Annotated in this window: 5 protein-coding genes; 1 reads left to right on the forward strand and 4 read right to left on the reverse strand. The window is 66.0% G+C overall.

Annotated elements, in window-relative coordinates; all coding sequences use genetic code 11:
• The first annotated feature begins 154 nt into the window (after positions 1-154).
• Positions 155-400: a hypothetical protein gene (locus CXZ05_RS22620; protein WP_102974693.1), complete on the forward strand. Its 246-nt coding sequence runs from the start codon at positions 155-157 to the stop codon at positions 398-400.
• 85 nt (positions 401-485) lie between these two features.
• Here the strand turns inward: CXZ05_RS22620 and CXZ05_RS23585 are convergent, their stop codons facing one another.
• The 4 genes from CXZ05_RS23585 to CXZ05_RS22635 all read right to left on the reverse strand — a co-directional run bounded on the left by CXZ05_RS23585 (position 486) and on the right by CXZ05_RS22635 (position 3,304).
• Positions 486-620: a hypothetical protein gene (locus CXZ05_RS23585; protein WP_258006691.1), complete on the reverse strand. Its 135-nt coding sequence runs from the start codon at positions 618-620 to the stop codon at positions 486-488.
• A gap of 213 nt (positions 621-833) precedes the next feature.
• Complete coding sequence (locus CXZ05_RS22625) at positions 834-1,847, reverse strand: DUF4192 domain-containing protein (protein ID WP_102974694.1); 1,014 nt, start codon at positions 1,845-1,847, stop codon at positions 834-836.
• Positions 1,848-2,450: 603 nt separating this feature from the next.
• Positions 2,451-2,801 carry a DUF3846 domain-containing protein gene (locus tag CXZ05_RS22630; protein ID WP_102974695.1) on the reverse strand — a complete coding sequence of 117 codons (351 nt, stop codon included), beginning with the start codon at positions 2,799-2,801 and terminating at the stop codon, positions 2,451-2,453.
• 74 nt (positions 2,802-2,875) lie between these two features.
• Positions 2,876-3,304 (reverse strand): hypothetical protein, encoded by a 429-nt coding sequence (locus CXZ05_RS22635; protein WP_102974696.1) that lies wholly within the window; start codon positions 3,302-3,304, stop codon positions 2,876-2,878.
• Between the last annotated feature and the right edge of the window lie 92 nt (positions 3,305-3,396).

Consider the following 3,396-nt stretch of genomic DNA (forward strand, 5'->3'; position numbering starts at 1 on the left):
AAAACGTCGTAGACACACCAGGGCCAGGGACGGCGGAGCCCTGCGGAGCCGGCACTGGACCCAACAGCCGGCCGCGCCAGCGGACGCCCACCAGGGTGAAGCGCAGCGAAACCCACAGCGCGCCCCGCGCGCTGCTTCTGCGTAGAGTAAGCGCATGAATGACCCGGTAGCGCAGCATCCCAGCGGTCGTAGTGGCCGCACACGACCCGGGCAGGGCTATTCACGGATTCAGCGGATCATGGCATTGGTTTTCACCGCGGCCGCAGCTGCCTGTTGGGTGTTGGTGGCGGCGGACCTGGTTGTAGGTCGGCCGGCGGGCGGCGATGTTTTCATCGCCGCGCTCAACACTCTCGCGGCCGCGGCGTTCTGGTGGATGACTGTTACCAGCCGTCCGAGATAGGGAAAGGCCGGCACTTGCGTGCCGGCCTTTCCGGGTTTTCCCTCTGCAAAGGAAATCTATGGGCGCAGCGCCATTGCCGCGGGTGTCACTGCTCGTCGACGCGGTGATCTCTGACAGGCAGGTCCACGGGTCCTATGACCGGCCCTGCGGTCAGTAGGCTCAGCTCCAGGATGTCTTCCAGCGGGCTCGCGTCCGGGGCAACGCTATCGTCTTCGGTCATGCGGAACGGATCGACCACTGCGGGGCTCCTGACTGTCTGGAATGCATTGTCCCTTCACAGTATCGGCTGTTCCTGCGCGGGGCTTGAAGTCGCTGCGCCCGCGACAGCGTCCAACGCGGCCGGAGGAGCCCTGGCGGGGGAGGCCGCCGCGCACTTGGGGAACCCAAACAGGTAGGCCGAACCCCTTCTGTGTGGGGTCCGGCCTACCTTGGTTTAGCGGCTCAGTTGTCGGTCATACGCCTTCTTCGGGTCGCGGGTGCAGCCGGCGAGCAGGCCTCTGTTGACCAGTTCAGCGAGCAGTTCCGCGAGCCGGTATCCGGCCACGTCATCGAGGGCGAGTTTGAAGTAGCGGGCGGCGAAGCTGGATTTTCCTTTGAGCCATTCCAGCCAGCCGATCAGGCACAGCATCGGGGCGCGCTGGCCTTCCGGTGTGGCTTTCATCAGTTCGAAGGTGACTTCCTGGGCGGTGTCCACCCGGGCCCAGTCAGGGCGGGTGAGGAAGATGCCCAGCATGACGGAGGTGAACTGTTCGGGCGCGTGGGTGATGATGTCACCCATCATGTAGTCCCGGATGGTGGGGTGCTGAAGGGCTCCTGCCAGCTGGTGCGCGGTCTGGGTTGTCAGGCTCTTGGGATCATCGAGCACCTTGGACCACGCTTCGCGGCTTGCTTCGAGGTCTTCGGGCCAGCCGTCGGGCCTGTGTGCGGCAATGGCCTCTCGCGCCATGTCATCGCCGGTGAACGGTGCCGGGGTGGTGAAGCCGGTCACGGCGCTCCCCCGGTAGATCAGGGCGGCATTGCCGTTGCTCGTGGTGATGGCATCCAGCGACTGGTCTGGGCAGCAGCTGGTGTCCGCGCAGTGGTAGTTCCGCCACAGTTCGGAGGTCACCAGCCATGCGTCCTGCATCGGCATCCCGGCGGTTTCCAGCTCGGTGCGCAGCGCCTCCACGTGCCCGGCGTAGGGGCGCGGATCCTCGCTGGTGTCCTCGTCGGTGTAGATGACGAGCAGGCTGCCGGTGGCGGCTTCGTCGGCGGTCAGGTAGCTGACAAGTGTCTGGGCGTAGCCGACCGGGTCCTGCCCGAACGGGGCATCAACGCGCAGGGTCGCGCCGAGCTTGTTGCCCTGCATGGTGAGGGCGACGAAGGATTCCGTGGGGGTCTGACCCAGCGTGTGCGGGATGAAGGCCAGGATGTCGGCAGGACCGGTGAATTTGATCGGGTCGTTCATGGTGTTGCTCCTTTTGCAGAGGATTGTGGTGGGTGGGGCGACCAATGGTGACCGGCCAGCTTCCCCTCTCCCCCCGTTGTTTTTTGGCTGCTGGCGGAGCTTGCGGAGCTGTGCCCGACGGAGGCCCGTCTACCCGAAGGGCAAAGGGCGGGAAATTCCTGGAGGAAATAAGCGACGCAGGAGCGCCGGAAGGAAATTCCCGGCCTGCAGGCCCCGACGAAGGAGGGGCTAGACGGGGCGGAGCGGGCACGTACGATCCGAAGGACAGCAGCCAAAAAACGTCGTAGACACACCAGGGCCAGGGACGGCGGAGCCCTGCGGAGCCGGCACTGGACCCAATAGCCGGCCGCGCCAGCGGACGCCCACCAGGGCGAAGCGCAGCGAGCACCCTCTTTGTCCAGCAGCCGGTTGGGCTTTGCCGGTGCCGGCCAGGGACCCGCGGTGGGTCCGGGGCGGCGAGGTGATGAGCGTCGGGCTTTTCGGGATTGGCGGGCCGCCGCCGGTGACCACAGCGGCAGCTGCACCGTTGCGGCGGCCCGCCCGGACCCTGGCCCGGCGGACAGGTGGCCGGAAGCTTTCCGTTCTCGGCCACCTGTCATGGTCTTAGGCGGAGAGTTGGGCGTCGAAGAGGTCTTCGGCGAGCCCGATGAGGTAGTCGGGGACGTCGGCTTCTTCGCCATGGGTGCCTTGGCCCAGGAAGACCACGTCTCCGCAGAAGATGTCGTTCAGGTAGAGCCCGGTTTCGCGGAAGAGGTGTCCCGCGCGGATGTTTGCGGGCAGGTTGATGATCTTCCCTTCCTCGTTGAGGTAGGCGTGCCATTCGCCGCGGGTGATGGCTTCGATGTTGCCTTCGACCAGCGCCTGCAGCGTGGGCAGGGAGGGGATGATGGTTTCGGTGCGGACGGGCTGGGACAGCCGGGCCGGGACGATCAGTGCGGTGCAGGTGGTGCTCATGGTGTTCCTCCTTGAAAAGCTTTGGGGGCGGTACTGCCCGGCCTGTGGCCGGGCAGTACTGCGTTGGGTGCTGGTTAGGCGGCGTGGATGGTGTAGGGCATCCGGTACCGGCTGGGCAGTTCCGCGGCGGCTTCGGGCAGGTCGGCCGGGCCGTGGGCCTGCCCGTTCTTCCAGTGGAAGAATGCCTGCTCGGTGATCGCGTCCCACTGCCGGGCTTTGGTCCGGTAGTAGGTGGTTTTCACGTCGCCCTCGCAGTAGGTGGCGACGCCGAACAGGTTGCCGATGGAATCGGCGGTGCGGATGGCGGCGACCATGACGTAGGGCCACTGGCCAAGGTCCCAGCCCTCGCTCCCCCAGCTGGGGATGACGGTCCAGCCGTGTTCGGCGATGAGGTCCATCCAGTGGTACCCGCCGTTGGCGTGGTAGTCGCGCAGGACCGGGGCGTCGGTGATGACCTCGCCGGTGTCGGCGGTGGTTACCGTCTCGGTGGTGATCGCGTTCATGGTGTTGCTCCTTTTGCAGAGGATTGTGGTGGGTGGGGCGACCAATGGTGACCGGCCAGCTTCCCCTCTCCCCCCGTTGTTTTTTGGCTGCT

The sequence above is a fragment of the Arthrobacter sp. AFG20 genome (assembly GCF_002892795.1).
Classification (GTDB): domain Bacteria; phylum Actinomycetota; class Actinomycetes; order Actinomycetales; family Micrococcaceae; genus Arthrobacter.